The sequence below is a fragment of the Roseofilum sp. KMC-1 genome (assembly GCF_057802075.1).
In genome coordinates, this window is sequence record NZ_CM173605.1 from 3,527,513 (window position 1) to 3,553,586 (window position 26,074).

A 26,074-nucleotide genomic window follows, 5' to 3' on the forward strand; every position below is an offset into this window, starting at 1 on the left:
AGAGAAAAATCAAGATTGAGTGAAGCCAAAAAAAAACGCTCCCCTTAAGGAGAGCGTTTTTTGATTAAATCAGTTGATTAAAACTGGAATTAACCGTTGATAGAAGGAGCAGTTAAAGCTACAGGAGCGGCTTCACCAGCAGCCAAGTCTAAGGGGAAGTTGTGAGCGTTGCGCTCGTGCATTACTTCCATACCCAGGTTAGCGCGGTTGATTACATCTGCCCAAGTGTTGATGACATGACCTTGGGAATCCATGATGGATTGGTTGAAGTTGAATCCATTCAGGTTGAACGCCATGGTGCTTACGCCCAGTGCGGTAAACCAGATTCCGACTACCGGCCAAGCTCCTAAGAAGAAGTGAAGGCTACGGCTGTTGTTGAAAGAAGCGTATTGGAAGATTAAACGTCCGAAGTATCCGTGAGCGGCTACGATGTTGTAGGTTTCTTCTTCTTGTCCGAATTTGTAACCGTAGTTTTGAGATTCAACTTCGGTGGTTTCACGAACTAAGGAAGAGGTTACCAAACTACCATGCATAGCGGAGAACAGAGAACCTCCGAATACACCAGCTACTCCCAGCATGTGGAAGGGGTGCATGAGGATGTTGTGTTCTGCTTGGAATACAATCATGAAGTTGAAGGTTCCGCTAATTCCTAAAGGCATTCCATCAGAGAAGCTTCCTTGTCCGATGGGGTAGATTAAGAATACAGCAGTTGCAGCAGCTACAGGGGCGCTGTAAGCTACGCAAATCCAAGGACGCATTCCTAAGCGGTAGCTCAGTTCCCACTCACGACCCATGTAAGCGAATACACCGATCAGGAAGTGGAAAATAACGAGCTGGTAGGGGCCTCCGTTGTACAACCACTCATCTAAGGAAGCAGCTTCCCAGATGGGGTAGAAGTGCAGACCGATCGCATTTGAAGAAGGAACAACTGCACCAGAGATGATGTTGTTTCCGTACAGCAAGGAACCGGCTACGGGTTCGCGGATGCCATCGATGTCTACGGGAGGAGCTGCTACGAAAGCGATGATGTAGCAGATGGTTGCGGTTAAGAGGGTGGGGATCATCAGTACGCCGAACCAGCCTACATAGAGGCGGTTTTCGGTTGAGGTTACCCACTGGCAGAACCGCTCCCAAGCGCTCGCGTTGGAGCTTTGTTGAAGAGTTGTGGTCATGTTTTTATGATTGCTATTTATTTTTCTAGGTTCTGTGGCGGTTTTTTTCCGTCCACATTTCTAATATAAACAATTTTGTGTAGTTTTGTAAAGCCTTTTTAATTTAGCGATCCTGATGATTGACATTAACTGAGCTTATCGGTTTAATAGCGAATTCTCGGATCGACATAAGCATTGAGAATATCGATCGCAATACTGGCGATGACGACAATGGAGGCGAAGAAGACGACGACCCCTTGAACGGTGGTATAGTCGCGATCGCTAATCGCCTCATATAACCGATTCCCCAAACCCGGCCAAGAAAAGGTCACCTCCGTCAACACCGCCCCTCCTAACAGAGAGGCTAACGTCAACCCCAAAATCGTAATCACCGGAATCAGCGCATTTTTCAGCGCATGGGCTAACAAAATCCTCACCTCTGGAATTCCCCTGGCTTTTGCCGCTTCGACATAATCCGCCTTCAGGGTTTGTTGCAGATTCACCCGCACAATGCGCTCAAAAATCCCACTGAGCAACAACCCCAACGTCAAAGAGGGCAGCGCCAAATGATGAATTGAAATCCAAAACTGTCCCAAATTCCCACTTAACAGACTATCGATCGCATAAAGCCCTGTTAACCCCTGGGGAGGGGTTGCTCCCAGGGCAAAGCGAGTGCCGAGAGGAAACCATTGCAGCTCGACCGCAAAAATCAACTGCAAGAGCATCCCCGCCCAAAACGGCGGCACTGAATAAGTAATAATGCTAAACAACCGAGCCACCCCATCCAAAGGCGTATTTGGCCGGGAAGCTGCCAATGTACCAATCGTAATCCCGATCGCCAGGGCCACCGCCATACTACAGATCGCCAACTCCACTGTTGCCGGAAAATGCAAGCCAATGATCTCCCAAACCGTTTGTCCGCGACTGGTTAAGGATGTACCCAAATCCAACTGCAACAAACGGCCCAAATAATTCAGATACTGTAACCCCAAAGGCAAATCTAACCCCAACTGTTGCCGTAGCTGTTCCTTCGCCTCTGCGGACGCTCTCGCCCCATAAATAGCATCCACCGGATCTCCCGGAGTCGCCCTTAATAACAGGAAGACCAGGGTAACAATCAGCCACAACATCAGGGGAGCCAACAGCACACGGGTCAGAATATAATACTGGAGAGCCTTAGAACGGGACATAAAAGGGGTAACTTAACAATCAGTCCTTATTTTAGGGGCGATCGGGGGCCTCAATGATTATTATGGGCTGTTGTGGAGGTATTTCCATCATTACAGAGGCCAGTGCAGATGATTTCTGAAATTGCTACCCATTATCAGGAGTGCCCAAACTCGCCAACCTTTCCCCTCGTCGCAAAAGCCGATTTGTATCACTTTTTAGAGCAAGCCCAAGACGATGAAATTTCAGCCGAAGAAGCTTTACGTCAATTCATTGGGGAAAGAATCGTTTAATTAACGTCCGTTTGAGTTAACTCCTAGGATTTTGCCGTCTGTTGTTTGGCTTTCCAAATAGTGTAAATCAAGAGAACTGTCGCACCAGCAGCGTAACCATAGCCACTAGGAATACCGGAAAAGGCGAGGGCAAGACTACCCACCCAGAGGGTGAGGGCATAGATAAACAGAACGGTTAAGCGATGGGATAAGCCTGCTTGTAAGAGACGGTGATGGAGGTGGCGTTTATCGGCGATAAAGGGAGATCGTCCATTGAGGAGGCGATCGAGGATTACGGCTGACATATCCAACAAGGGCACAGCTAAGATCAGATAGGGTAACAATACTGCCGTCACTGCCGTAGTTTTCACTAATCCGATTACCCCTACACCTGCCAGGGTAAAGCCCATAAAATAAGCTCCTCCATCCCCCATAAAAATCTGGGCAGGATTGAAATTGTAGCGTAGAAAACCCAGCGCCCCACCGGCCAAAGCTGCTGCAATCAGAGCGGCTGCTGATTGATCCATAAACAAGCTCACAATCAGCATTACTACAGCCGCAATGCCACAAACTCCGGCTGCCAAACCATCTAAACCATCAATCCAGTTAATCGCGTTCACCATGCCCACTAACCACAAGATAGTAATGGGAATGCTAATCCAATCCGGTAGGGTTACCAATCCCATGAAGGGAATACTTAAAAAGCTAATTTGTACCCCCATCTGCCATGCACCGAGGGCAACGACCACTTGCATGAACAAGCGAGAAAAGGGGGAGAGACTAAAGAGATCGTCGGCTAAACCGATGGCAAAAAAGGCTAAACCGCCAATGGTTACGCCCCATACTTCATATTCTTTATGGGGGGGTAAAATTCCAAATCCACCTGCCCACCAGACAATTAAGAGAGCGGTGAGCGTACCGAGAAAAATGGAAACTCCCCCCAAGCGTACCATGGGTCGGGAGTGAACTTTGCGTCCACTGGGTTGGTCAACTTTCCCACTTTTCAGGCCAATATGTTTGACGATGGGGGTACTCCCAAGGACAACTAAAGTGGATACGGCGAAGGCAATCAGATGGTACATCTGTAAGGGCATCTGAAATTCTGTGGATAAGACCGAGAGCAGAGTCAAGGCTTTAATTAGGGGGTCTACTAGGGTTCTACTACATTTCAGACATCATTGATTACAGATGTCAAGGGAGGAGTGGGGGCATGGGGGAATTAACCCTTCCCCATCTCCGCGTCACCGCGTCACCTCGTCCCCATCTCCCGCATCACACCAGGGCAGGGGTGCGAATTTGCAGGTGGGGATAGAGGGGGAAGCGATCGCACAGGGTGGCGACTCGGTTTTTACACTCTTGGCGGACGGCTTCATCCTCTGGATTAAGCAGCAAGTCGCTAATGATATTACCAATTTCCGTAAATTCCCATTCTCTCATCCCCCGTGTCGTCATGGCAGGAGAGCCTAAGCGTAGACCACTGGTAACAAAAGGCGATTCAGGATCGAAGGGGACGGTATTTTTATTAGCCGTAATATTGACCGTACTCACCAATTGATCCGCTTGTTTACCGGTCATGTTTACAGAGCGCAGATCTACCAGCATTAAGTGGTTATCTGTACCTCCAGAAACGATTCTCAGACCTCGGTTTTGCAGTTGCTTGGCTAGGGCAGCCGCATTTTTGATGACTTGCTCAGAATAGTCTTTAAATGCCGGTTGTAGGGCTTCCCCAAAGGCTACGGCTTTAGCTGCGATCACATGCTCTAGGGGGCCTCCTTGGGTTCCAGGAAACACGGCTTTATTAAAAGCTTTGCCTAGCTTATCATCATTGGTCATGATTAACCCACCCCTGGGGCCGCGCAGGGTTTTGTGGGTGGTAGTGGTAACCACATGGCAATGGGGGAGGGGGTTGGGATGATGGCCGGTGGCCACTAAACCGGCAATATGGGCAATATCGGCCAGCAGGTAAGCTCCAATTTCATCGGCGATCGCCCGGAATTTTTCAAATTCTATCCTTCTCGGATAAGCAGAATAACCACAGATGATGAGTTTGGGTTTATGCTCTAGGGCAATTTCCCGAATTTGGTCAAAATCTAGGCGTTCCGTCTCTTTATTGACCCCATATTGGACAACCTTAAACCATTTTCCAGAGACATTCACGGGGGAGCCATGGGTTAAATGGCCGCCATGGGACAAATCCATACCTAAAATGGTATCTCCCGGCTCTAGCAGAGCCAGAAAGACGGCAAAATTGGCTTGGGCCCCAGAATGGGGTTGAACGTTCACATGGGCCGCACCAAAGAGTTGTTTGGCCCGGTCAATGGCTAGTTGTTCGATTTGGTCAATAAATTCACAGCCTCCGTAATAGCGCTTTTGGGGCAGTCCTTCTGCATATTTATTGGTCAAAACTGAACCTTGGGCTGCCATAACCGCAGGTGAAGCGAAGTTCTCACTGGCAATGAGTTCCAAGTGTTCCCTCTGCCGTCCCAGTTCTTTTTGTAGCAATTCGGTTACGGTGGGGTCAGTTTGGTTTAACAAGTCTAGGTTAGATAGATTCGTTTGACTCACGGGTTGGGTTTCCTCTTATGGGAACAATGATCTAGTTTACGGCCAAGGGGAAGGGAATGAGGTTATGGTTTTCTCCCTCCCTTATCCTGTCGATCATAGCTTGGTTGTGGCTCAAAACTTCCTTCAAATTTTTAGGCAAAAGTTCTTTTTCCTACCTTGTCTCTGCCCAGCGCTTTTTCCAATGGGAACTCGGCTCTAGGGTGCTGTTTTGCTGTTCCCGTTTTCGGCGCTCGTGAATGACTTCAGCCGTATCCGTTAAGCTGGGGTCTCGATAGGGAATAGCGGCGCGGGTTTGCAGGTGTTCTTGCTCTTGCTTGGATAAGGGGATCAGATCTTCTGAGCAAAATCGGGCTAAGGTTCCTGGTGATTTTCGGCCTACTGGTAGGGTTGTTCCGATCTCAAATTCGGCTAATTTCAGAGCAGCGCGAACTGAAGCTGCACAGGAGTAAGTGGCCAGATAACCCTCTGGTTTGAGGACTTGGGCGACTAATCTTAAGAACTCCACTGTCCAAAGTTGGGGACAGGTGGGAGGAGAAAAGGGATCGAGGAAGATGGCATCGGCTTGGAAACCTTGGGCAATGATAGCCTTTAGGGTTTGCCGAGCGTCCCCGATGTGCAGTTTGCCGGTGAATTGGGGTGTGGTGGCTCTTCCGGTGCTGGCCAGTTGGGGCAAAATGGTTTGAAGGGGAGGGGGCCAATTTTGGTGGAATTGGTGGGCGATCGCCATTTTGGGCACTCGCTCATCTACTTCTAATCCCACCCAATGCACCTGACACTGGGGATTCTCTGACCACAGGGTTTCTAGAGCGCTGGCGCTGTTATATCCCAGACCATAACAAATATCGAGCAAACCGACTTCACCTTTGGGCGATCGCTCGGCCAGTCGCGTCGGTTCTACAAACTTCTTTTTGGCTTCCTGCTTTGCTCCATGATGGGAGTGAAACATTTCCCCAAATTCAGCAGAAAAAAATGTCCACGATCCATCACCCGTAGGTTGAGGGGTAAAAGGGGTTATTCGATCCATTCTCGATCCACTACCCTATTTTAGGTATTTTGTCAAATTTTGCTTAACATTAGGCGCTTAAAAAAGTGACTCGTTTGCGGGCAAAGTTGGAGATTTTCGAGATTAACTTAACGAATTAATCAGCTTTGCAGTTAATCTAATGCGTTTAGGCAAAAAGAACCTTTCGATTTTCAAAATCATAAATCGGTCTCAAACCCTTGTCAACCCGTTAGGCAAAAAAAGAGCCGCCGAAATAGTAAACTTTTACAACATTTTGTAACGATACAAAAATCAAAATATTTCCAGCTAATCCAATAAGCCAACATAATACTATCCGCCTCCATACCCCTTGCTGGAGACTCCCCGATCGCGGTACATTAAACATCGGCCTCATAACGAGGTAACTTGACCCCAACCCAGACTCCTTTTTTAATCTTTAATATTTGATGTTTAATTGATTATGACATGGCCCTCTCCTCTGGTTTCTCCACAATGGTTATCCAAACACCTAGAAGACCCTAAAATCGTCGTCATTGATTGTCGCTTCTCCCTCGCCAACCCGGAACAGGGCAGAGAAGAATACCAAGCCGGACATATTCCCGGAGCCTTTTATCTTCATCTCAATGAAGATCTATCCAGCCCCGTACAGCTCCATGGCGGTCGTCATCCCTTACCCGATATCGAGATATTGGCGGCTAAACTCTCTGAACTGGGCGTTAAATCTGGGGAAACTTTAGTGATTGCCTATGATGACTCCCGGATGGCCTTTGCCTCCCGCTGTTGGTGGTTGCTGCGCTATCTCGGCCATGAGCAAGTGGCCATTTTAGATGGGGGTTGGAAAAGCTGGCAAGAAGCTGGATATCCTACCCGTCAGGAACCAGGGGTGGCCAAACAACCCGGAGCCTTTACGCCTCAGATTCAATCCGATTGGGTCGTTGATTGTGAAGCAATTAAGCGATTAGGAGAGCGATCGGATGTGATTCTTGTGGATTCTAGAGCCTATGACCGATACATCGGTAAAACTGAACCCATCGATCCCGTAGCCGGTCATATCCCTGGAGCCATAAACCATCCGTGGCAAGAGATCACCACAGAATCGGGAACGACCAAACCGATCAGTTATCATCAAACTCTATGGCAAGACTATCCTGCGGATTCCGAATTCTGGGTATACTGTGGTTCTGGGGTCACGGCTTGTGTGAACTTATTTTCCCTAGCTCTAGCAGGAAGACCCCAAGAAAAACTTTATGTGGGCAGTTGGAGTGATTGGTGTTCCTATCCCGAACACCCCATCGTCACAGAATTTCCCAACTCTTGACCAAACTCTTGAGCAAAAGCTAAGACTTTCTGTCATAATAGAACCAGAATTTAGAGACCTAAATCGGATTAGAGATCCTTCTCTAATGAATTAAGTCTCGTTATTCTTGTATAAGTTTTAGGCGATCTTATCGCTTTGTTTTTTCTATTAAAACCCTTACAACTCAACTTTTACCCTCAATTCTATTGACTTAATTTTCAGGATAATTTCTCTCCTGAACCTCGTACTCTAACGCTCAATAGTGCCCCCCAGAATGGGTCAAAATGACCCGACTGGACGGGGTGGGTTTTGTGTTTGAACGGTTAGCAACTTTGCCGACCGTTAATGATCTTGTATGCACATCAAATCGTCTAGGACAACATTTTATGGGATATAAAAATCGCGTATCAATCTTTGTCGATGGAAACAATATGTTCTATGCCCAACAAAAAAATGGCTGGTTTTTTGATCCCAAACGGGTTTTAGAATACTTTGCGGGCAAGGAAGAGATGGATCTGGCCAATGCCTTTTGGTATACGGGGATTAAAGACCCCCAAGATCAAAGAGGGTTTCGAGATGCTCTGATTAGTTTGGGCTATACAGTACGGACAAAAATCCTGAAGGAATATTATGATGATCATTCAGGGCGCTACTCCCAGAAAGCAAATTTAGATATAGAAATTGTTATTGATATGTTTAATACGGTAGAGCAGTATGATCGGGTGATCTTATTTAGTGGGGATGGGGACTTTGAACGGGCGATCGAGCTGTTGCGCTCGAAAAGTACCCATATTACCGTGGTATCCACCGAGGGGATGATTGCTAGGGAACTCCGGAACGCAACAGACCGCTATATTGACCTTAATGATATTCGACCGTTAATTGAGAAAACGGATTTATAGATCTTAGATTATCGACTGGAAATCATTTCTGGGAAGATGACAAAAATGAGGAGAGCAAAAATTGGGTGAAATTCTGAAAGAATTCGCTCTCAGATAAACGACCATCGCTATTTTCATCACTCATCTTCCAGAAGTCTTGAATTTGAGCCGAACTAAACCCTAAGCCTTTGAGTTTGGCTTCAATTTCTGCCAATTCTAATACCCCATCGTTGTTGCCATCGATTGATTCAAAGGCTTGGAGCATGGAATCTTTTAAAAGGGCTTGAGAAACGGCATGTCGCAAGGCTTGTTCAATGACATCAATAAATGAGCCTTTGTGGGTATCGGCTAACCAAGGGTCCATAATCGTCGATCGCAAAACGGTAATGGAGGAACCGGCAGATCCAGCTACCCCCAAACGGCGTTTATAGTCCTCTAGAAAGACCTCTCCATAATGCTCGGCATCAAAATCGGTGGTACTGACAATCAAGTTATAGCTATAGATATCCTGGCCGGGTTTAATTCTCAGATAATCGTACATGGCTTGGTTTAAACGATTGGTCAGGTTTAAGTCGGTGTTGAGCGTGCCGTCAGGATGTTTGAAATTGAAGGCATAGGTGAGGATATTTTGATCGGGGCCAATTTCAGATAAGAGGGCCATGGCTTCTGGATCGGCTAAAATGTCCTCGTTGCTGCGGCGATCGATGCGATCGCGAATAAACTGAAGTTGGGCTTCTAGATCGGCTCCCGAAACTTCTGCGGGTAACCGAGGTACAGGAACGATGATAAACCGGTCTTGAGCAGTAGCCATAGATAAGAGTCGGGCATAGAGTTTCTTACAACTAAAGAGCGCCTGACCATGAATTTTGCCATAGCCGCTTTTGGTGGGGCGAATCACCCGATGACTGAGATAAACGGCGGCTGCTGCTGCACCCGGTTTAGAGCCTTCTACCCCATAAATGCCAATAGTAGGTTCAGCATCCCCATGGGAAACATAGGGTGCTTTAAAGGTGACTAGATCGCGCAGGGCTGAGTTACGATAGCAGATGGCTCCGGCTGGATAGGGAATATAACCGGATTTATGAGGATCGATGGTAATGGAGTCAGCCTGAGCGAGGGCTTCAAATTGTTGAGTAACATAGGCGCTTAGGTTCACTTCGGCACTGGGGATGGAACTGGGGGCATACTCTCCTTCATCCTCGCGCAGGAGGGCAGCAAAATAGCCTCCCCATGCAGCATCCCCATGGACGGTAAATTCTAGTCCCTTTTGACGCAGGCGCTCTCGCAGCTCTAAAACCTGGTGAATGGGGTCAACGGCGCTTTCTTCGGTGCTACCAATCACGGAGACGACGGTATAAACAGCCCGTTTTTGGGCGAGGCATTCTTCAAGGATGTTTTCGAGTGCAGGAATGGACATGCGGGCATCTTTGTCAATGGGAACATCGAGCATCTGGGCTGAACCGATGCCTAAAAGAGCAGCTGCTTTGGGAAAGGAGTAGTGTTTGGTTCCGGGCACGAGGAAAGCGGGGGCGGGGATATGCTGGAGAAATTGACGGGAAAATTCTTGGAAACCGAGATTTTGTAAGGAGTAGGGAGAGAGGGCTTGGGCGATCGCTTCTGGAGAAATTTGGTAGTCTTGGGTGAGACGATGGGGAAGGGCGAGAATTTCATCTCCTTTGAGGTTGAGCAGCGACCAAGTATCCAGATGAATTAAGGGTTGAGTCTCGCCAGTGGGTAACTTAACAGCGATATCCTGGGCAGCCGTAAGGGAGGATTGATGTTGCAGGGCTGCTTGCAGGGCAAGGGGATAAAATTTGAGGTTTCTGGCTGACCAAATGGCTTCAATATTGGCGATGGTTCCCCCACAGGTGAGGTGTCCCCAGGGGCGAATGGCTCCCTTTTCGATCTCCTCTGGGCTAGGAATGGTGTAGCCTAACATCCGACAAAGGTCATCGCCAACCCACATTTCTAGGAGGGTGGTGGCGGTTGAGCCTTCAAAGGCCACATTGTTGGGATTGTAAAGCATGGCTCCCACATAACCTAGGATGGCTGGTAGGGTGGTGTCCCAGTTCATATGACCCTGATAGCGACTGCTGAAAAAGGGTACGGATTTTTTCAGAAAAGCTAACAAAAATTGGAAGTTTTCTTTTAAGGAGGCGATCGCCTCAATATACTCAGGTTGTTGTTTAATTTGCTCCGTAATGTGACTGGCATCCCCAGGGTGAAAGTTGCGCCGCCAAAAGGCTTGGTCGCGAATGGCTTCTACAATCAGTTGTTCGAGTTGATGGGCATTTTCGGCTTTTGAGCCTAAAAACCAGGCTTCAGGACAGCTACTGCCTGAATCTTGGGCATTGAGCAGATTAAGCAGTTCTTGAATTTGAGAACTATGGGGGTTCATGATGGTTTTTTCCTGACGTTGAATGGGGACTTTAAGTAACTCAATAATTGGGGCGATACTCAGGCATAGAATCTGGGCTAAAATAATATGAACCTGTTTTTGTCGAATAGCTTGTATGACTATGCAACCTCAACACGACCGTATCATTATCTTTGATACCACTCTCCGCGACGGCGAACAATGTCCAGGGGCAACTCTGAATGGTGATGAAAAACTGGTGATTGCTAAACAACTGGCTCGTCTGGGAGTGGATGTGATTGAGGCCGGTTTTCCGTTTGCAAGTCCGGGGGATTTTGATGCGGTGCAGAAGATTGCCGCAACGGTGGGAACTGAAACGGGGCCAACCATTTGTGGGTTGGCGAGAGCGACGCGCCAGGATATTAAGGCGGCGGCGGATGCGGTGAAACCGGCGGCTAAACCCCGGATTCATACGTTTATTGCGACTTCGGATATCCATTTGCAGTATAAGCTGAAGAAGAGCCGGGAAGAGGTGCTGAAAATTGCGCCGGAAATGGTGGCTTATGCGAAGTCGTTTGTGAATGATGTGGAGTTTTCGCCGGAGGATGCGGGACGTTCCGATCCAGAATTTTTGTATCAGGTTTTGGAGGCGGCGATCGCGGCTGGCGCAACGACGGTTAATATTCCCGATACGGTGGGGTATACGACTCCGGCTGAATTTGGGGCGTTAATTCGCGGGATTAAGGAGAATGTGCCCAATATTCACCAGGCGATTATTTCGGTTCACGGCCATAATGATTTGGGTTTGGCGGTGGCCAATTTCTTGTCGGCGGTGGAAAATGGCGCTCGTCAACTCGAATGTACGATTAATGGTATTGGTGAGCGGGCGGGGAATGCGGCTCTGGAGGAGTTGGTGATGGCTCTGCATGTGCGCCGTCAGTATTATAATCCGTTCTTTGGCCGCCCTCCGGAGTCACCGGAACCTCTGACGAATATCGATACGAAGCAAATTTATAAGACTTCGCGGTTGGTGTCGAATTTGACGGGAATGTTGGTGCAGCCGAATAAGGCGATCGTGGGGGCGAATGCGTTTGCCCATGAGTCGGGTATTCATCAGGATGGGGTGCTGAAGAATAAGCTCACCTATGAAATTATGGATGCCCAGTCGATTGGCTGGAGTGAGAATCAGATTGTTTTGGGTAAACATTCGGGCCGTCATGCGTTTAGTAACCGGCTGCAAGAGTTGGGTTTTGAGCTGTCAGATACGGATTTGAATAAGGCGTTTGTGCGCTTTAAGGAGTTGGCGGATAAGAAGAAGGAGATCAGCGACTGGGATATTGAGGCGATCGTGAATGATGAGATTCAACAAGCGCCGGACTTTTACCGTTTGGAGCTGGTGCAAGTGTCCTGTGGCGACAATTCGCGACCAACGGCAACGGTAACGTTGCGGACTCCGGAAGGGGAAGAGCTGACGGATGCGGCGATCGGTACGGGGCCGGTGGATGCAATTTATCGGGCGATTAATCGGGTGATTAATGTGCCCAATAAGTTGATCGAGTTCTCTGTGCAGTCGGTGACGGCTGGAATAGATGCGATCGGCGAAGTCACCATCCGCGTGCAACATGAAGACCGGGTATATTCGGGTCATGCAGCGAATACGGATATTGTGGTTGCCTCTGCTCACGCTTATGTGAACGCGCTGAACCGTTTGTCGGAAGCGTTGAAGAAAGACCGCCTGCACGCGCAGCACGAAACCGCCGTGGTTTAATTGATGTTCTGGGTAAGGGGGAAGATGGATTTTCCTCCTTATCTGTTCAGAAAGATCATTGTTTTGTAGGGGCGGGTTTTACCAAGATCTAGGAGAAAAAGGATCGATATCCTAAACCCGCCCCCCACCCATACGCTATTTCAAATAGTTGTCTAAGTGTTGCCTTAGACTTTCAAGATAAGCATGATTATCACCGTAGATTTCTTTGAGTCTTTGGAAATCATCATCTACTTGACCACTCAAGTAACATTTAGCTTCTTGTTGTGAATTGAATAAGCTTTTTTGTTTGAGTCGTTGAGGAATATTTTTAAGAGAATTTATACATTCACAAGATAACTGGTAAGCTTTCTCAAACTTCTTATCTTCAATAAGTTTGAAAATCTCCAACGCTTGATCATCTAAACCTTGATTTTTGAGAGATTCAGCATGTTTACGGGATTTTATCGACCCCTCTAGAATTTCTGCTGAATATCCTAGTGTGTTGGCAGCCAAATTACTTGCTTCTTCAATCAGTGCTGTTTCTTGTAATGTATTTTTTTGTAATTTTAATTTTTGTTTTCTTTCGAGTTCAATACGCTTGCGATGTTCAAACTCGCGACTAATTTGTAAACCATCTTTAACTCGATGTCGATTTTCATCAACAATACGATATTCAACATCTAAAGGATCAAGATCTTTGGGCAAATAAATAATGGGAACCTTTTGTAATCCAGCTTCAATAGCAGCACGGCAACGACGGGTTCCTGATATAATATGAAGACGGCGCTTATTTGACCATACTAAAATTGGCTCGGTTTCAAAAAAACCATTTCTCTGTATTGATTCAAGTAAATCATAAATATTATCATTGTCACCATATATTTCTTTGTTTAGGAGATGTGGCACAAGTCTTTTAGGATCAATACTCTCACTTTGTCGAAAAACTGGAAGGTGATTCTTATCACCCTCAATACTTGTATATAGTTTAAAGTTAGCAACTAATAACTCTTGTCCTTCTCTAGATCTACGTCCTTCAAAGTTAGTCATTCCATATATTTTTTCCCATGGATAGATTTCAGCCCATGAGTATAAATCTCTGATCTCTTCAGAATTATCAATTGTCATTAGCCATAAATGAGGACAGCTTTTGAGTTCTGCGGCCAGATGACCATGATTAAATCCACTGTGTAAATTACCGCGTTTACCATATAGTTTAGATTGTTTAGCTGATAAATAAGGTGGATCTAGAAAAATAAATACGTTTTCACCGGTTTCACGAAGAGATTTAGAATAATCATCGCAGGTCAATTTAACATTACTAAGTTGATTAGATAAACTTCTTAAGCGTTCAATACTAGAATCTGTAAATCTTTCACAATAAGCTAAAGGGGTTAAACCTCCAGATTCGGTAGCTCCACTCGCACTACTACGATTTAAAATGAAGAAACGAGCTGCACGATGAATTAGATCATTTGGCAGATTATCCAACTTTTTTAAAAAGTTGCGACGAAACTTCACCCATTCTGTGCTTTTACGACGGGGGCCATCATAAGGTTCTCGAATTTCCTCAACCTTTGTACACAAAAGTTCAACATCATCTTGAACTTGATGCCAAAAATCCATCAACAGAGGATTAGCATCATTACCCCAGTAAGAATCAGCCAAATTATGACTTAACGCATAAAGTAAGACACAGCCACCACCCAGAAAAGGTTCTCGAAAATCCTTTATGTTCTCGACTTCTTTAACTCTATGAATCACTCGCGACAAAAAAGGAATATCCTTTTGTTTGCCGCCAGGATATCGTAGTGGAGACCGAAGAATTTTCTTACTCGCCATCAATAAGTTCATCTGATGCGTCATTTAATACTTCCTCCCAATCCGGATGTTCTGGAGTTAGGGGAAAACCTCTTTTACGAAATTGTCTGCGTGCAAAGTGTTCAAGTATATAAGGATGTATTTGGGCAAACCCTCCATCTGATCTTATCAGATCTTTGATGAATTGTTCAATCCGTGCATCCGAAAACCCATTTTGCATAAATTAGCACCTCAAGATAACCCCATAGTGTGAGCAGCAATATCAACCGCGTCAATCCATTTAGGATCATCAGTAGAACACGAAAAATAACCTAACTGCTTATCAACTTCCAATGCTGCCTTGTCAAACATTTTGCTGTCAATGCCACAGAGTCCACTATTTATTAAACTCTGCTTAAATTGGCGAAGTTTATACCAAGGAAATGGAGCTTTTATTTCGACACTCAAATGATAACAAGTTCTCCGTTCATTTTCTGGGATATCAGGATTCCATCCACTTCTAGGTTCCCCTTGAATAGTGTCAAATACCCACCGTTGGTTTTTAGCTTCTTTCATTATTGTTTTGGCTCGTCTATGTTCATCTTTTGATGCTTGACCATACCAGCAGCGTTTGAGCCTCATAAAAATCCATTTTGGTGCAAATAACTCGAAAAATTCATCGAATGTATAAACGTTAATATCTAGTGGATGTTCAATTTTTTTCGGATGGGTTAAAATTAATTTTGCTGGATGCGAAGATTGACCTTCTTTAGGATTCATAGACATCATCAAAGTGTGTAACATCGATTCAAAGCATTTTGTCTCTATAACATCTTGCCAGGGAAAACGTTGAGTAATCAATCCATCATGACACTGAAGTGTTTTGGTGTCATATGGTTTTGGATCAATTTTAAAAAAGTCAATCAATGAAGATCTGTATATTCTATTGAACAAAAAAGAACCTTCAACATCTTTAAAGGAAACGTTTTTATCGTTAATTCTGACATCCGCTTTTTTCTTACTATCATACATTTTCCCAATTGGCTCAATGTTACGAACTGTGCCGATATGGGGAAGCCAAATTCCCTTTTGCTTTGATAACCAGTTGATTGCATCGTCTTCAGATCCCTTAGTCATGAGCTGGAGTGTTATAATCAGTATGTTCATTTTATATTTTACATAATAAAACTTAGATAGCAAGGGATAATCACTAACTCGATCGCTTTGACCCCCTTGATACTATCTTCGCAATTTGCTAAGATATATTAACTGGTAAAGTTCAGTTGATCAAATATCGTTTATTACATGGAGATTAATCATGGACTCTTCTGGGTTAGATATTTATGCACATCATCACCCGCTCTCGGCTTGTAGAGTTTTGGGAGAAACACCCGGACTCCAAAACTAGCTTACTTCTTTGGTACAAGCTTGCTACTACTGCAAAATGGAAAAACTTTGTCGAGTTACGTGAAGTTTTTTCATCTGCCGATCAAGTAGGAAGCTTTACGGTGTTTAATATAGGTGGTAACAAGTATCGTTTAATAACTTTGATTGATTACACTTACCGAAAAGTCTTTATCCGCTATATTCTCACTCATGCAGAGTATGATAAAGATGATTGGAAAAATGATGAGTGGTATGAGTAAAATTTTGTTAGATCGCCGTCAAAAATGAGCGCAAAGAATATGTTGAAAACTCAATCTAGCAATTATATTGACCTTCTGCAAGAATTCCCCCCTCGCCCGATTAAATCAGAGGAGGATCTACTGGCTGTGCAACAAGTGATTGACACTTTACTAGACTCTGCTGAACTCACACCCGACAAACGCGATTACCTGAACCTCTTGGGTCTCCTGGTTCATGAGTATGAAGAAAAGTATGTATTGATTCCTGATTTAAATGGGGCTGAGTTACTGAAGGCACTGATTGATGAGTTGGGTTTGAAGCAAAAAGATTTAGTCCCAATTTTCAAAACAGAGTCTATTGTTTCTGACGTTCTCAAGGGTAAACGGAAGTTGACGGTGGAACATATTGAAAAATTAGCTGATTTCTTTAATGTGTCTCCATCGGTGTTTTTTAAGAGATCATCTAATGATTACAATGAAGAGTGACACACAAATTCTACAAAAAGGGCTGGAAATTCTTTTCGCCTCACGCTTATGTGAACGCGCTGAACCGTTTGTCGGAAGCGTTGAAGAAAGACCGCCTGCACGCGCAGCACGAAACCGCCGTGGTTTAATTGATGTTCTGGGTAAGGGGGAAGATGGATTTTCCTCCTTATCTGTTCAGAAAGATCATTGTTTTGTAGGGGCGGGTTTTACCAAGATCTAGGAGAAAAAGGATCGATATCCTAAACCCGCCCCCACCCATACTAATCAAATTGTGTGATGCCTAAATCTGGGTGTTCATGGCGACGACAGCCGAAACCTGCCCCTACAATACAAAGATTAAGAATAGATTAAAATTACCATGAACTCAGAGGTCACTATTCCTACTTTTGACTATTTCTTTGAGCCAATTATCAGGGTACTTCAAGCTTTGGGATCATCGGCAACAGTACAAGAAATTTATGATCAAGTTTGTCAATTAGAGTCTTTTTCGGAAGAGCAGCAAGCTATCTTACATAAAGAAGGGCCACAAACAGAAATAGGTTACCGTTTAGGTTGGGCAAGAACCTATCTCAAAAAATACGGAGCGATTGAAAATATTGGTCGAGGAGTTTGGACTTTAACCCATCAAGGTCAATCTCTAGACACAATCGATCGCATAACAATTAAACGTTTTGTCCAGAATCAACAGAGTTCCTCCAACACTCCATCGGTCAATTCAGAAGACAACCTAATTGAGGATGAAAACGATCCTGAAACAAATTTTGATCTGTCTCCCATTCCTGTTGATTCTGAAGTGTGGATTGATAAACTGCTCTCAATTCTGCAAAATATCCCTCCAGATGCTTTTGAACGATTATGTCAACGAATTTTGAGAGAGTCAGGATTTATTAAGGTAGAGGTGACTGGAAAAAAAGGAGATGGAGGAATTGATGGCATTGGAGTCTTAAAAATTGCCCTTTTGAGCTTTCAGGTCTTCTTTCAATGTAAACGTTATTCTGGTTCTGTGGGTGCTTCCGAGATTCGAGATTTTCGAGGGGCAATGGTGGGCAGAACCGATAAGGGACTTTTTATGACAACTGGAACCTTTACCAGTGCAGCGAAGACAGAAGCAACACGCGATGGTGCGCCAGCACTGGATTTGATTGATGGTCAGCAGTTGTGTACGATCATCAAGGATTTAAAGTTAGGAGTGAATACGAAAATGATTGAAGTTGTTGAAATTAATGAGTCTTGGTTTAATCAACTTTAATGGTAGAACGTCAAAAGATGCAAATAATCCTCAATGGATGGCTGAAGCAGAAGTGACCCAACCTGTGCCAAGGCGGATAACCGACAATCCCAAAGGTTTAATCTAAAGATACTTTAAAGAGAGGAGAGTATGATTCCACTTCTCCTCTAATTGTAGTAATTGAGATGTTCAAGAGCATAACTGATGAAAAACCAATCTTGGCTCAATCGAAAAACCCCATGGAAATCCTTGGTACTCATGGTTTTAATACTTGCCCTCACCTTGGGCAGTGCCAGCAGCGCTCTAGCTGCCAGAAGTGGAGGACGCATTGGGGGCGGCTCATTCCGCGCTCCCAGCCGCACCTATAGCGCCCCTAGCCGCACCTATACGGGCGGTGGATATGGGTTTGGGGGGGGATTCGGTTTTCCCTTTTTGCTGCCCTTCTTCGGCTTTGGAGGGGGGTTTGGTGGGCTGTTTACGATCCTGATTTTTGTAGCGATCGCCAACTTCCTGATGCAAACCGTACGCCGTCTCAATGATGGGGACACAGAAATGCTCACCGGTAGCTCTAATCCCACAGCCTCCGTTGCCCAAGTGCAAGTGGGACTCTTAGCCGATGCTCGCAGCTTACAAACCGACCTAGACCGAATTGCCCAAACTAGCGACCCCAGCACCGGTGCTGGACGGGCCCAAATTCTGCAAGAAGCAACCCTTTCTCTGTTGCGTCATCCGGAATATTGGGTGTATGGTAGTGCAGAAAGTTCTCCAGGACGGTTAGATACGGCAGAAGCGAAGTTTAACCAGTTCTCCATTGCCGAGCGCAGTAAGTTCACCGAAGAAACCCTATCGAACTACAATAACCAACTTAAGCAAGGGGAAAGTAAGGGAGCATTACCCGGTGATGCTACGGATGAGTTAGCCCAAGTTTCTGGGGAATATATTGTGGTGACGTTAGTGGCAGCCACATTAGGTAAATTAGAGCTACCCAGCATTAACGGTTCCCAAGACTTACGCCGTGCCTTAAGTCAAATTGGATCGTTGGGAGAAGATAACCTCTTGGCGATCGAGGTTCTCTGGACTCCGCAAGCGAGTGGGGATACCCTCACCCGTGATGATATTTTAGCCGCTTATCCCAATTTGAAATTGGTTTAAGGCTTGAGAAACTGGGTTTTGGTCACGGACATCCTCAAAACCCGGTTTCTTGGGATAAGCGATCCTCTCCTTCCGCCGTGCGATCGCATTACAGCAGTTTCCTCTGCTATGAGGTACATTAATGACTGTTTTTAACGATAGCTAAAATGGCTCAAAGCGCTACCCAATCTGTTATTTGTTCTCCCCATCCCCCCATCACAGCGCAAAGGGCTGTAAATCCCCATGATGGGCGATCGCACCACTATTTAGGAGACGCTCTAGCCGAAATGGGCAAAATCACTGAAGCCAGCCAATGTTACCGTCGGGCCTTAGACCTGCAACCGCAACTCGCTCCTCTGCCTACTACCGAATAAATCTCTGTAAATCCTGATTCCCGTTCAGCCAGCCATTAAGGTGTACCTGCTGGTCTCGATTGCGGCTAACCCGATCAATGTAAATTTATGTTGTCTTCAATACTGTTTATCTTGACAAAATGGACAAAATAATATCCATGTGCTAGATTAAGGCACAAATCAACCCAAGGGAAGCCCTAAAGAGCTTCCATCTTCTGAAATCGTGCAGGAGGAGTGAATATGGAAATGCCTGGAAAACTAACGCTTGAGCAACAATTCAAGATGAAAGTCTATGAAGATCAAGTTCAGTCTTTAAGCCACGAAGAAGCTCAAACTTACTTGCTGGAAGTGTTGCGGCAAATGATGGTCAAGGATAATATTGTTAAGCACCTGATGAAGAACGCTTAACCTCGCGAACGAACAATCTTCGTTGTTGCGCTCCCTTCGCTAGAGCGCAACAACGAAGGAAATATAATCAACCGTAAAAGAGAGATTATTAGTTGTCCAGAATTATTGGATAATCTATTGGTTTTAGATTATTCAGATTCAAAATACGTTTTGATTTCTTCAACGGATAGTTCGGTATCATGATTTTTGTCTAGCTTGATGATAACTTCATAGGCAGCACAAGCACATTCATGAAAAGGCATCCTAGTGAATCTCTGGATTAGTTGAGATAATTCCCAAGGATCCAAAGTGCCATCTTTATTTTCGTCGAAATAATCTAGAAGATCTCGTGAACTCGCTTTTAAAATAGCGATCACTCTATCCACATTAATTTCCATGTTTTTTGTCCAAATTACAGTCTATCTCAGATGGTACTTGAACATAAGACCGGAGTCAATGAAAATTTTTGTTAAAGATCTGATGAAGAATGCTTGATCGGCGAATCAATCCGGTGGTAGGGTAGGTGAGATACGAGGCTTCTTGAACAAATAGGGTATCTGGGCCTTAAGATTGCGATATCATCAGAATGAGATTTCCGAAGAAAATCAGGCAAAGTCCAGAGAAGAGAAGCCTAAAAACCGTGATTAAAGGATGCCCAAAGCTCTATAAAGTGACGCTGCGCTTGTTTACCTATCACTTGCAAACTGCAAGTTCAAGCAACTACAATCCTATTCATCTCAGCCGTTCCGACATTCAAGCCTATTATGAAGTGCTGTTAAGAGATTATCACGCCAGTGACTCCCAAGGTGCGCCGCTCCAGGTTCAGTGGCGCATGGATGAGCTTAAATCCCAATCTGGTTTGTTAGATTTACCCGAAAATAATGGACAACGCATTCAACCTTTTATTCTGGCATGGCAACCTCCTTTTAAAGGCTTTTTCTATCCCCAATTGTTTGATGATACTTATATGGGTTCGTTTACGTTCTATTTACCGGAGTTGAGCGGTAAAGATGGATTAACGGTTGCAGAATTACAGGCTCTAAAACCTTCGATTCATTTTTTCGGTGGTACGACAGTGAGTACAAAGGATAATCTAGAGCAGCAAAAGTTGTGTCAAACATTAAGAACCGCATTTTTGGGTAAAACTCTGATTCTCAGTGCCCAACTGATGGAAGAGCTAGAAGATTTAACGGAGTTTGCCCAAGTCTGTTTACTGAATTTTTTGGAGTTACCTTCTCTACAAGCTGCACCGCCGTTAAAAAATCGTTGGCGATGTTTTAATGGCTATGTGTATGAGTTTTGCAGCTCAGAAGCAGATAGCTATTATGGTAAAATCTGGTTGTTTCTGACGTTTCGCCAAGATAGTATTAGGAGATTAGACCGGGCACAACTGGAATTAGTAGAATTATTTTTCTACGATCATAAGATCTATAGAAGCTATGAAGATAGTCAGGTGGAATATCAGAAAGGATTAGAAAATATCAACAAGGTTGAACAGATTATTCGCGAATTTCCCCGTCATATTTCTGATGGTAATCCTTCTCAATTTTTCCCAGATAAACTTGACGCACTTAAAGAAAACTTAAAGACGCTGCTGGATATTTCCCTGTCCTATTCTCAAAATCTGCGGAGTTTGTCAAATTTCCACAATACCATCGATCTCCATCGGGAGAATTATGAACAGAAAATTACTTATATTGAAAACATTACCGACAGTAATTTAACTTCCACCCTGAAGTTAGTCGATCGCCAGTTTCGCCAGTTCCAAAAGCAGATCGCTGCTCACCTAACCTACCTGGGAGAAGGTGGGCGACTCTTGGATACGGCGATCGCCACTATTAGCGCTTTAGTGGCGATCGAACAAGCAGAAGGCGATCGCATCCTACAGCAGCAAAACCAAGCCTTACAAGACCATATTCAGGCGATTGGGGTGGGCATTGGTGCAGGGGCGATCGCCGCTTCTAGTTCTGGGTTAATCTTTAAACAACAAGCCCTGACGTTTCCCTTCTTAAGCAAACATCCCGGAGCCTATCCCCATCCCTTTGTCATTGCTGTCTTGCTCAGTTTTAGCTTTGCGATCGGCTTTTGGGCAATGGCGAAATGGGGTTTACCCCGAATTTTGCCCAAAAACAACTCTAAACCTTAAAAAGTTAAGGCCACAAGTGATTAATCATCCCTAAATAAAGGGGAATACCGATAATAATATTAAACGGAAACGTCAGAGCTAATGCCATAGGAATATATAACCCCGGATTCGCTTCCGGAACACTCATCCGCATCGCTGCCGGAACTGCAATATAGGAGGCAGAAGCACAGAGGACTGTAAATAATAGGGCATTTCCTGGGGACATACCAATTAATCGAGCGAGGAAAATCCCCACGATCGCATTAGACACAGGCATCAATACGGAAAAACCGACCAAAAACGAGCCACCTTTACGAAATTCTTGGATCTTCCGCGCTGCTACTAACCCCATATCCAGTAAGAAAAAGGTTAGCAAACCATAGAAAATTTCCCCGGTAAAGGGTTCAAGTCTATCCCATCCCTGTGTACTGGTAACCATACCGACTAATAAACTACTGAGCAACAGAAATACTGAGCCATTAAGAAAAGCTTCTCGCAAAACTTCTCCCCATGGAAAGACTTCTTGCTCTTCTTGTTGTTTATTCGTGAAAAAACGTACCAATAGCAAACCAATAATAATGGCTGGAGATTCCATCAGAGCTAAGGCAGCAACCATATGTCCCCCGTAGGCAATGGGGGGAGTTTGTTGTTCTAAAAAAGAGCTGGCAGTAACAAAGGTAACGGCACTGATGGAGCCATAGGCAGCCGCGATCGCGGCGGAGTTGTAGATATCTAATTTCAGCTTTAAAATAAAGAAGGAATAAATCGGTACGATCGCTGCCATCAGAATCGCCATCATTAGGGTAATGGCAATCTCCCCATTAATCCCACTTTCGTGAATTTCATGACCTCCTTTAAAGCCAATGGCAAACAGGAGATAGAGAGATAATAATTTGGGAATGGGAGCGGGAATTTCTAAATCTGATTTGAGAAAAACGGCAATCATTCCCATAAAGAAAAATAAAACGGGAGGATTGAGTAAATTGGATAAAACTAAGCTGGTGTTCATGGGTTAACAGACCCGAAGGAGATAAAAAAGGCAAAACTATAAGGAACTAACGCAACGAGTGGAACGCACTTCCATGACTTCAGAAATATAACAAGTGCCGCCAAATTTATTTAAGATCGGTCGAATTTGTTCTAAGACGGGTTTAACGTTATCAGGTAAACAATAGGCAAATACATAGGTATTCCCTAAACCAGTAATGGCACTATCATTGGTCACCATGCCTTGAAGATTTTTGTGCAGCACATTCTCGATTACCGTGTAGTTAGAAACCCCTGTTTGATCTAAAACTTGGGTAATTTTGTGCATTTCTACTTGATCGGCAATAATTTCAATGCGGGTGACTGGATGCATAAAGAAGACCTCTGGAAATGGGTATGGATGGCGATCGTAGCAATTCTTCCTAGGGCGCTATGGTGGCTGTGCGCTCGTGATGGGAATTGGTCATTACACCCATACGTCCCCACCCACTGCTATAGAAACCCTGAGAATAAAACAATCTTACTGGAGTCTGTTGCGATCGCCCATCATTTGATAGGCTAAATCATATAGAGAATTAATGCTTTCAAACCTTAATAACATCAACTTAGGATTATCAATGCTCAGTGTTTTGATCTGGGGCCCGGTTTTAGGTGCAGCAGCGATCGCCTTCTGGCCGGCTGAACTCAAACCGGAAACAGTACGCAACCTCGCCATCACCCTTGGCCTTCTCCTTTTAGGTTGGACAGGTGCGATCGCCCTCCAATTTAATCCTCATCTGTCAGAATTGCAACTAACAGAAATTCTCCCCTGGTTAGAAGCCCTAGGACTGACCTATAATCTGGGCATCGATGGCCTATCCTTTCCCCTGATTGTACTCAATAGCTTACTGACCTTAATCGCCATCACGAGCAGCGATCGCCAGCTCCAACGGCCCCGATTTTATTATGCCCTGCTCTTCCTGCTTAACTCCTGCGTCTCTGGAGCCTTTGCAGCCCAAGATTATCTCCTCTTTTTCCTCTTCTACGAACTCGAACTGATCCCCCTCTATCTCCTGATCGCCATCTGGGGAGGAAAGCGCCGGGGATATGCAGCCACCAAATTTTTAATGTATACCGCCGTTTCCGGTATTGCCCTGCTGGCCTCATTCCTGGGCATCACTTGGTTAAGCGGAGCGAGTACCTTTAGCTATAACCCGGCGATCGCCCAAACCCTACCCCTTGGAACCCAACTGATCCTCCTGGGTGGCATTCTCCTCGCTTTCGGCATCAAAATTCCCCTCGTCCCCTTCCATACCTGGCTTCCCGATGCCCATGTCGAAGCCTCCACCCCTATCTCCGTCCTCCTCGCAGGGGTATTGCTGAAACTGGGAACCTATGGACTGCTTAAATTTGGCCTCTTACTCCTCCCCGATGCCTGGAAAATCCTCGCCCCCAGCCTGGCAGTGTGGGCTGCCATTAGCGCCATTTACGGAGCCTTGAGTGCGATCGCCCAGACCGATATGAAAAAAATGGTCGCCTTCAGCTCCATCGCCCACATGGGCTATATACTGCTGGCTGGTGCAACCGCCACCTCCCTCAGTTTCCTAGCCGCGATCCTGCAAATGATCAGCCATGGCCTCATCTCCGCCGTTCTCTTCCTACTGGTGGGAGTCGTCTACAAAAAAACCGGAACCCGCGATCTCGACATCTTAAAAGGCCTCCTCAACCCAGAGCGCGGCCTACCCCTCATCGGCAGCCTAATGATCGTCGGAGTCATGGCCAGCGCCGGAATTCCCGGTATGATCGGCTTTGTCTCCGAATTTCTCGTCTTTTGGAGTAGCTTCCCCACCTTCCCCATCCCCACCCTGATCTGCATGGTAGGCACGGGCTTGACCGCCGTCTATTACCTACTCCTAGTCAACCGTACCTTCTTTGGTCGCCTCTCCGAAGTCGTGCAAAACCTGCCCCCCGTGCAATGGGGAGACCGCCTTCCGGCGATCGCCCTTACCCTCCTGATCGTCTTCTTCGGCCTCTTCCCCAGCACCCTCACTCAATGGAGCGAAGCCACCAGCATCGCCCTATTCCCGGCGGATAAAACCCTAGTCTCCCAATCCTACGATTAACCCCCATTCCCTCATTCCCCCATTCCCCCATCTCCATCCCAACCCTATGACCTCCCAAACCATTACCCCCTCCAAACATCCCCTAGCCTCCTACATCGAACGTCTAGAAGCGGGCGGTGACTTACTGCCCCACTCCCCGGAAAACCTCCTAGAAGTCGTCGGTATCCTCAAAAGCTACGGAGTCGTTCTTGATGCCTACTCCAACAACTTGATCTATATGGCTCAGGAACAGTTTTTAGTCCTCTTTCCCTTCTTTAAATACTTCAATGGGGAAGTCACCCTCAACAAACTGCTCAAACATTGGTGGCACGATCGCATTAACTATGAATATGCCGAATATGTCATGCGGATTATGCTCTGGCATGGCGGGGGAGAACTCGATACCTATCTCGATAGTCCAGAATTTGGTGAATATGCCGAACGGGCGATCGCCGCTAAAATCAAATCCAACCCCGCAATACAACTGCTCCACAAACTCTTTCCCGACTTTCTCCCCGAACAAGTCCGGCAAATGGTCTATACCAGCGCCCTCGGACAATTTTGGCGCATCATGAGCGATATGTTTATCGACCTCTCCGACCGCTACGATTGCCAAGAAATCCAATCCATCCCCCAAGTCGTCGAACATATTCTCGCCGGATTAGTCGCTGCTGCCAATACCCCCATCACCTATAGCGTCAACATCAAAGGGCAAACCTATGACCTCATCCCCCCCGCTCAAAACTTCAAATTCTTAATGGAAACCGCCGTACCCTACGTCGATACCATCTTCTTTCGCGGCGCTCCCTTCCTCGGAACCGTATCTTACAACGCCCAAGCCCGGCAAATTCCCCCAGAACAAGCCGAATTCACCTATGGGGCACTCTATGCCGATCCCCTCCCCACCGGAGGCGCAGGCATTCCCCCCACCTTGCTCATGCAAGATATGCGCCATTTTCTCCCCGACTATTTACACCAATTTTATCAACGCAGTCGTCGCGCCGAAGATGACCTTTTAGTGAAAATCTGCATTAGTTTCCAAAAGTCCATGTACTGCGTCACCACCGCAGCCATTAAGGGCTTGACTCCCTATCCCTTGGACACAACCGATTCGGAGCAAAAACAAGCCAATCGCGCCTATTTTGAATCTTGGATGGATCGCTTTCTGACTTCTCGTTTGCTAGAAGTGAATCAAGGCTAGTAAAGATCGTCAGTTACAGTTACAATATGTCATTGCGAGTGGAGTGCCAGCAGAACGAAGCAATCTCTACAATCTGGGTAATCTTGGCGTTAGCGAAGCTTGCGTGAAACGTAAAGCGCGAATGCTTCCCTGCGGTCGAGTGGCATAGAGACTGTAATTTTGAGGAATACTATCATAGGGGAATCACGGTGAGATGGCATCAGACAGGATGGACATTAATTTTTAGTATTGCAC

26 protein-coding genes are annotated in these 26,074 nt (G+C 45.7%); 15 read left to right on the forward strand and 11 right to left on the reverse strand.

Annotation, left to right across the window (positions count from 1 at the left end; translation table 11 throughout):
- Positions 1-89: 89 nt before the first annotated feature.
- Together psbA and AC3FZD_RS16245 are read right to left on the reverse strand one after the other, a co-directional pair.
- Complete coding sequence (psbA, locus tag AC3FZD_RS16240) at positions 90-1,172, reverse strand: photosystem II q(b) protein (RefSeq protein WP_488737031.1); 1,083 nt, start codon at positions 1,170-1,172, stop codon at positions 90-92.
- Between the two features lie 143 nt (positions 1,173-1,315).
- Positions 1,316-2,341 (reverse strand): ABC transporter permease, encoded by a 1,026-nt coding sequence (locus AC3FZD_RS16245; RefSeq protein ID WP_488737032.1) that lies wholly within the window; start codon positions 2,339-2,341, stop codon positions 1,316-1,318.
- Between the two features lie 108 nt (positions 2,342-2,449).
- On the opposite strand from AC3FZD_RS16245, the gene AC3FZD_RS16250 reads away from it, so the two are divergent.
- On the forward strand, positions 2,450-2,611 hold the full coding sequence (locus AC3FZD_RS16250) for a hypothetical protein (RefSeq protein ID WP_488737033.1): 162 nt from the start codon (positions 2,450-2,452) through the stop codon (positions 2,609-2,611).
- A gap of 23 nt (positions 2,612-2,634) precedes the next feature.
- Here AC3FZD_RS16250 and AC3FZD_RS16255 read toward each other — a convergent pair whose 3' ends face one another.
- The 3 genes from AC3FZD_RS16255 to AC3FZD_RS16265 form a co-directional block, all read right to left on the reverse strand.
- Positions 2,635-3,684 carry an MraY family glycosyltransferase gene (locus tag AC3FZD_RS16255; RefSeq protein ID WP_488740363.1) on the reverse strand — a complete coding sequence of 350 codons (1,050 nt, stop codon included), beginning with the start codon at positions 3,682-3,684 and terminating at the stop codon, positions 2,635-2,637.
- 178 nt (positions 3,685-3,862) lie between these two features.
- Positions 3,863-5,155 (reverse strand): serine hydroxymethyltransferase, encoded by a 1,293-nt coding sequence (gene glyA / locus AC3FZD_RS16260; protein WP_488737034.1) that lies wholly within the window; start codon positions 5,153-5,155, stop codon positions 3,863-3,865.
- A 151-nt stretch (positions 5,156-5,306) separates the two neighbouring features.
- The gene (locus AC3FZD_RS16265) at positions 5,307-6,179 is read right to left on the reverse strand and encodes a tRNA (5-methylaminomethyl-2-thiouridine)(34)-methyltransferase MnmD (RefSeq protein ID WP_488737035.1); all 873 of its coding nucleotides are present in this window, start codon (positions 6,177-6,179) and stop codon (positions 5,307-5,309) included.
- 439 nt (positions 6,180-6,618) lie between these two features.
- Between AC3FZD_RS16265 and AC3FZD_RS16270 the strand changes: the two genes are divergently transcribed.
- On the forward strand, positions 6,619-7,476 hold the full coding sequence (locus tag AC3FZD_RS16270) for a sulfurtransferase (protein WP_488737036.1): 858 nt from the start codon (positions 6,619-6,621) through the stop codon (positions 7,474-7,476).
- A gap of 365 nt (positions 7,477-7,841) precedes the next feature.
- Positions 7,842-8,357, forward strand: coding sequence for a LabA-like NYN domain-containing protein (locus AC3FZD_RS16275; protein ID WP_271939944.1), 516 nt, complete (start codon positions 7,842-7,844; stop codon positions 8,355-8,357).
- A gap of 22 nt (positions 8,358-8,379) precedes the next feature.
- Here the strand turns inward: AC3FZD_RS16275 and AC3FZD_RS16280 are convergent, their stop codons facing one another.
- Entirely contained in the window at positions 8,380-10,734 is a 2,355-nt protein-coding gene (locus tag AC3FZD_RS16280; protein ID WP_488737037.1) for a pyridoxal-dependent decarboxylase, read from the reverse strand.
- Between the two features lie 121 nt (positions 10,735-10,855).
- On the opposite strand from AC3FZD_RS16280, the gene AC3FZD_RS16285 reads away from it, so the two are divergent.
- Positions 10,856-12,460: a 2-isopropylmalate synthase gene (locus AC3FZD_RS16285; RefSeq protein ID WP_488740364.1), complete on the forward strand. Its 1,605-nt coding sequence runs from the start codon at positions 10,856-10,858 to the stop codon at positions 12,458-12,460.
- Between the two features lie 135 nt (positions 12,461-12,595).
- Here the strand turns inward: AC3FZD_RS16285 and AC3FZD_RS16290 are convergent, their stop codons facing one another.
- Entirely contained in the window at positions 12,596-14,290 is a 1,695-nt protein-coding gene (locus AC3FZD_RS16290) for a DNA adenine methylase (RefSeq protein ID WP_488737038.1), read from the reverse strand.
- A gap of 3 nt (positions 14,291-14,293) precedes the next feature.
- Here AC3FZD_RS16290 and AC3FZD_RS16295 point away from each other — a divergent pair, with 3 nt between their 5' ends.
- Positions 14,294-14,437 carry a hypothetical protein gene (locus AC3FZD_RS16295; protein WP_488737039.1) on the forward strand — a complete coding sequence of 48 codons (144 nt, stop codon included), beginning with the start codon at positions 14,294-14,296 and terminating at the stop codon, positions 14,435-14,437.
- Positions 14,438-14,488: 51 nt separating this feature from the next.
- Here AC3FZD_RS16295 and AC3FZD_RS16300 read toward each other — a convergent pair whose 3' ends face one another.
- Positions 14,489-15,373: a hypothetical protein gene (locus tag AC3FZD_RS16300; protein WP_488737040.1), complete on the reverse strand. Its 885-nt coding sequence runs from the start codon at positions 15,371-15,373 to the stop codon at positions 14,489-14,491.
- Positions 15,374-15,579: 206 nt separating this feature from the next.
- On the opposite strand from AC3FZD_RS16300, the gene AC3FZD_RS16305 reads away from it, so the two are divergent.
- The 7 genes from AC3FZD_RS16305 to AC3FZD_RS16335 all read left to right on the forward strand — a co-directional run bounded on the left by AC3FZD_RS16305 (position 15,580) and on the right by AC3FZD_RS16335 (position 19,467).
- A complete protein-coding gene (locus tag AC3FZD_RS16305; RefSeq protein WP_488737041.1) occupies positions 15,580-15,882 on the forward strand; it encodes a type II toxin-antitoxin system HigB family toxin in 303 nt (100 codons plus the stop codon).
- Between the two features lie 39 nt (positions 15,883-15,921).
- Positions 15,922-16,347, forward strand: a complete 426-nt coding sequence (locus tag AC3FZD_RS16310) for a helix-turn-helix domain-containing protein (RefSeq protein WP_488737042.1) — start codon at positions 15,922-15,924, stop codon at positions 16,345-16,347.
- The gene (locus tag AC3FZD_RS16315; protein ID WP_488737043.1) at positions 16,328-16,567 is read left to right on the forward strand and encodes a hypothetical protein; all 240 of its coding nucleotides are present in this window, start codon (positions 16,328-16,330) and stop codon (positions 16,565-16,567) included. Before AC3FZD_RS16310 ends, AC3FZD_RS16315 begins: the two co-directional genes overlap by 20 nt.
- 138 nt (positions 16,568-16,705) lie before the next feature.
- Positions 16,706-17,596 carry a restriction endonuclease gene (locus AC3FZD_RS16320; protein ID WP_488737044.1) on the forward strand — a complete coding sequence of 297 codons (891 nt, stop codon included), beginning with the start codon at positions 16,706-16,708 and terminating at the stop codon, positions 17,594-17,596.
- A gap of 183 nt (positions 17,597-17,779) precedes the next feature.
- Complete coding sequence (locus AC3FZD_RS16325) at positions 17,780-18,727, forward strand: DUF1517 domain-containing protein (RefSeq protein WP_488737045.1); 948 nt, start codon at positions 17,780-17,782, stop codon at positions 18,725-18,727.
- Between the two features lie 146 nt (positions 18,728-18,873).
- Entirely contained in the window at positions 18,874-19,080 is a 207-nt protein-coding gene (locus tag AC3FZD_RS16330; protein WP_488737046.1) for a tetratricopeptide repeat protein, read from the forward strand.
- Positions 19,081-19,299: 219 nt separating this feature from the next.
- Positions 19,300-19,467: an NblA/ycf18 family protein gene (locus AC3FZD_RS16335; RefSeq protein ID WP_488737047.1), complete on the forward strand. Its 168-nt coding sequence runs from the start codon at positions 19,300-19,302 to the stop codon at positions 19,465-19,467.
- A 128-nt stretch (positions 19,468-19,595) separates the two neighbouring features.
- Here AC3FZD_RS16335 and AC3FZD_RS16340 read toward each other — a convergent pair whose 3' ends face one another.
- Positions 19,596-19,844, reverse strand: a complete 249-nt coding sequence (locus tag AC3FZD_RS16340; protein WP_488737048.1) for an EF-hand domain-containing protein — start codon at positions 19,842-19,844, stop codon at positions 19,596-19,598.
- A gap of 188 nt (positions 19,845-20,032) precedes the next feature.
- Here AC3FZD_RS16340 and AC3FZD_RS16345 point away from each other — a divergent pair, with 188 nt between their 5' ends.
- Positions 20,033-21,592 carry a hypothetical protein gene (locus tag AC3FZD_RS16345; protein ID WP_488737049.1) on the forward strand — a complete coding sequence of 520 codons (1,560 nt, stop codon included), beginning with the start codon at positions 20,033-20,035 and terminating at the stop codon, positions 21,590-21,592.
- Between the two features lie 4 nt (positions 21,593-21,596).
- Here the strand turns inward: AC3FZD_RS16345 and AC3FZD_RS16350 are convergent, their stop codons facing one another.
- Both AC3FZD_RS16350 and AC3FZD_RS16355 read right to left on the reverse strand, forming a co-directional pair.
- A complete protein-coding gene (locus tag AC3FZD_RS16350) occupies positions 21,597-22,580 on the reverse strand; it encodes a sodium-dependent bicarbonate transport family permease (RefSeq protein ID WP_488737050.1) in 984 nt (327 codons plus the stop codon).
- A gap of 36 nt (positions 22,581-22,616) precedes the next feature.
- Positions 22,617-22,931 carry a P-II family nitrogen regulator gene (locus AC3FZD_RS16355; RefSeq protein WP_488737051.1) on the reverse strand — a complete coding sequence of 105 codons (315 nt, stop codon included), beginning with the start codon at positions 22,929-22,931 and terminating at the stop codon, positions 22,617-22,619.
- Between the two features lie 244 nt (positions 22,932-23,175).
- On the opposite strand from AC3FZD_RS16355, the gene AC3FZD_RS16360 reads away from it, so the two are divergent.
- Both AC3FZD_RS16360 and AC3FZD_RS16365 read left to right on the forward strand, forming a co-directional pair.
- Entirely contained in the window at positions 23,176-24,660 is a 1,485-nt protein-coding gene (locus AC3FZD_RS16360; protein WP_488737052.1) for an NADH-quinone oxidoreductase subunit M, read from the forward strand.
- 46 nt (positions 24,661-24,706) lie between these two features.
- Entirely contained in the window at positions 24,707-25,840 is a 1,134-nt protein-coding gene (locus tag AC3FZD_RS16365; protein WP_488737053.1) for a CO2 hydration protein, read from the forward strand.
- The last annotated feature ends 234 nt before the right edge of the window (positions 25,841-26,074 follow it).

Bases quoted from the DNA above. Each gene is read 5' to 3' on its own strand.
- psbA (WP_488737031.1), bottom strand. From the start codon at position 1,172: ATGACCACAACTCTTCAACAAAGCTCCAACGCGAGCGCTTGGGAGCGG.
- AC3FZD_RS16245 (WP_488737032.1), bottom strand. From the start codon at position 2,341: ATGTCCCGTTCTAAGGCTCTCCAGTATTATATTCTGACCCGTGTGCTG.
- AC3FZD_RS16250 (WP_488737033.1), top strand. From the start codon at position 2,450: ATGATTTCTGAAATTGCTACCCATTATCAGGAGTGCCCAAACTCGCCA.
- AC3FZD_RS16255 (WP_488740363.1), bottom strand. From the start codon at position 3,684: ATGCCCTTACAGATGTACCATCTGATTGCCTTCGCCGTATCCACTTTA.
- AC3FZD_RS16265 (WP_488737035.1), bottom strand. From the start codon at position 6,179: ATGGATCGAATAACCCCTTTTACCCCTCAACCTACGGGTGATGGATCG.
- AC3FZD_RS16270 (WP_488737036.1), top strand. From the start codon at position 6,619: ATGACATGGCCCTCTCCTCTGGTTTCTCCACAATGGTTATCCAAACAC.
- AC3FZD_RS16275 (WP_271939944.1), top strand. From the start codon at position 7,842: ATGGGATATAAAAATCGCGTATCAATCTTTGTCGATGGAAACAATATG.
- AC3FZD_RS16280 (WP_488737037.1), bottom strand. From the start codon at position 10,734: ATGAACCCCCATAGTTCTCAAATTCAAGAACTGCTTAATCTGCTCAAT.
- AC3FZD_RS16285 (WP_488740364.1), top strand. From the start codon at position 10,856: ATGCAACCTCAACACGACCGTATCATTATCTTTGATACCACTCTCCGC.
- AC3FZD_RS16290 (WP_488737038.1), bottom strand. From the start codon at position 14,290: ATGAACTTATTGATGGCGAGTAAGAAAATTCTTCGGTCTCCACTACGA.
- AC3FZD_RS16295 (WP_488737039.1), top strand. From the start codon at position 14,294: ATGCGTCATTTAATACTTCCTCCCAATCCGGATGTTCTGGAGTTAGGG.
- AC3FZD_RS16300 (WP_488737040.1), bottom strand. From the start codon at position 15,373: ATGACTAAGGGATCTGAAGACGATGCAATCAACTGGTTATCAAAGCAA.
- AC3FZD_RS16305 (WP_488737041.1), top strand. From the start codon at position 15,580: ATGCACATCATCACCCGCTCTCGGCTTGTAGAGTTTTGGGAGAAACAC.
- AC3FZD_RS16310 (WP_488737042.1), top strand. From the start codon at position 15,922: ATGTTGAAAACTCAATCTAGCAATTATATTGACCTTCTGCAAGAATTC.
- AC3FZD_RS16315 (WP_488737043.1), top strand. From the start codon at position 16,328: ATGATTACAATGAAGAGTGACACACAAATTCTACAAAAAGGGCTGGAA.
- AC3FZD_RS16320 (WP_488737044.1), top strand. From the start codon at position 16,706: ATGAACTCAGAGGTCACTATTCCTACTTTTGACTATTTCTTTGAGCCA.
- AC3FZD_RS16325 (WP_488737045.1), top strand. From the start codon at position 17,780: ATGAAAAACCAATCTTGGCTCAATCGAAAAACCCCATGGAAATCCTTG.
- AC3FZD_RS16330 (WP_488737046.1), top strand. From the start codon at position 18,874: ATGGCTCAAAGCGCTACCCAATCTGTTATTTGTTCTCCCCATCCCCCC.
- AC3FZD_RS16335 (WP_488737047.1), top strand. From the start codon at position 19,300: ATGGAAATGCCTGGAAAACTAACGCTTGAGCAACAATTCAAGATGAAA.
- AC3FZD_RS16340 (WP_488737048.1), bottom strand. From the start codon at position 19,844: ATGGAAATTAATGTGGATAGAGTGATCGCTATTTTAAAAGCGAGTTCA.
- AC3FZD_RS16345 (WP_488737049.1), top strand. From the start codon at position 20,033: ATGAGATTTCCGAAGAAAATCAGGCAAAGTCCAGAGAAGAGAAGCCTA.
- AC3FZD_RS16350 (WP_488737050.1), bottom strand. From the start codon at position 22,580: ATGAACACCAGCTTAGTTTTATCCAATTTACTCAATCCTCCCGTTTTA.
- AC3FZD_RS16355 (WP_488737051.1), bottom strand. From the start codon at position 22,931: ATGCATCCAGTCACCCGCATTGAAATTATTGCCGATCAAGTAGAAATG.
- AC3FZD_RS16360 (WP_488737052.1), top strand. From the start codon at position 23,176: ATGCTCAGTGTTTTGATCTGGGGCCCGGTTTTAGGTGCAGCAGCGATC.
- AC3FZD_RS16365 (WP_488737053.1), top strand. From the start codon at position 24,707: ATGACCTCCCAAACCATTACCCCCTCCAAACATCCCCTAGCCTCCTAC.